Annotated in this window: 2 protein-coding genes; both read left to right on the top strand. The window is 67.8% G+C overall.

Annotated elements, in window-relative coordinates:
* Window positions 1-345 (top strand): hypothetical protein (locus B3T59_RS09385; RefSeq protein ID WP_287002095.1); only part of this gene is annotated, 345 nt, incomplete at its 5' end.
* Between the two features lie 27 nt (window positions 346-372).
* The gene (locus tag B3T59_RS09380) at window positions 373-1,308 is read left to right on the top strand and encodes a BadF/BadG/BcrA/BcrD ATPase family protein (RefSeq protein ID WP_064861358.1); all 936 of its coding nucleotides are present in this window, start codon (window positions 373-375) and stop codon (window positions 1,306-1,308) included.
* The last annotated feature ends 19 nt before the right edge of the window (window positions 1,309-1,327 follow it).

The following is a 1,327-nucleotide window of genomic DNA, read 5'->3' as shown; positions in this document are numbered from 1 at the left end:
GGTCCGCTCGGTTTCAGCGAACCTTGCCTCTGGATCGGATTCATCGACCATGAGCGCCTGGTCCCCGGGGCACTGCCACGCATGACACTGCCGACCGTGCCCGACGCGCATCTCATCGACACATTGGTGACCCAGCTCCGCACGGTGACCGACGACGACGGGCATCTGTCGCTCGCGTTCTTGCTCACGCGCCCCGGTTCGGACGGAATCACCGCACGCGATCTCGGCTGGTGCCGGCTCCTCGCGAGTGCTGCACAACGCTTCGGCGTGCCCATTCTTCCGATCCACCGCGCCAACGACGTTGCCCTCGAGACCATCCCGATCCCCATCGAACGCGCCGCGTGAGCGGGTAGTTTCGGACCGGGAGGTGCCATGACAACCGGACCGGGAAAGCGTCGCGTCAGCATTGATGGCGGACAAAGCGGCGCACGCGTGCGTATCGCCGTCGACGGTACGACGACCGACCACGACGACGGTCCGATCTTCACGTCGCGACCGGTCGTCGAGCAGGTCGCCGAGATCGCACGCCGTGCGCTCGCCGACATGCCGATTTGCGCGACGACCCTCACCGCGGGAGTGTCCGGGCTGACCCCCGATCAGTCACGCCCCGAGGGATTGCTGGCACTCACGGCCGATCTCGGCGTCGACTCGGTGTTCCTGGTTCATGATTCGGTGTCGGCGTATCTCGGCGCCAACTGGTTCGACCACGGAGTCGTCACGGCGGTCGGAACCGGAGTGGTGACACTGGGTGTCGGTGAGCTCGGTACGGCGCGGATCGACGGGTGGGGTCACCTTCTCGGTGACGCGGGCAGCGCCTACTGGATCGGCCGCGCCGGACTCGACGCCGCGCTGCGTTCGTTCGACGGGCGCAGCGGCACTACCTCGCTGGAACGAGCGGCCGTCGACGAGTTCGGTCCGCTCCCCGAGTTGTACATGCGAATGCAGGCCGCGCCTGACCACGTCGCGTCGATCGCGGGGTTCGCCCGGATCGTCGGCCGGGAAGCCGACGGCGGCGACGGCATCGCAGTGGACATTCTCCGCGACGCAGCCGCAGAGCTGGCAACGTCGGTGATAGCGGCACTGCGTCGTTCCGGATGGCACGAAGGCGATGCCGCCCGCGTGAGCTGGATGGGGGCGGTGCTCACCCGCAACGACATGCTTCGAACATTCCTCAGCGACGAGATCAGCACGCGCGCACGGGGAGCCGTCGTCCAAGCGCCGCTGGGCACGTCGCTCGACGGCGTCGAAAGAGTCGCCGATACTCCGCCGGGGCACCCACTCGACATCGAGATCTACCGAGCAGGCTGACAAGGCGGGCGCCGCCCCC

The organism is Gordonia sp. UBA7860 (assembly GCF_002500165.1).
Taxonomy (GTDB): domain Bacteria; phylum Actinomycetota; class Actinomycetes; order Mycobacteriales; family Mycobacteriaceae; genus Gordonia; species Gordonia sputi.
The sequence above is the reverse complement of the archived record's forward strand: the minus strand, read 5'-3'. Positions and strand labels throughout refer to the sequence as shown.

Bases quoted from the DNA above. Each gene is read 5' to 3' on its own strand.
- B3T59_RS09380 (WP_064861358.1), top strand. From the start codon at position 373: ATGACAACCGGACCGGGAAAGCGTCGCGTCAGCATTGATGGCGGACAA.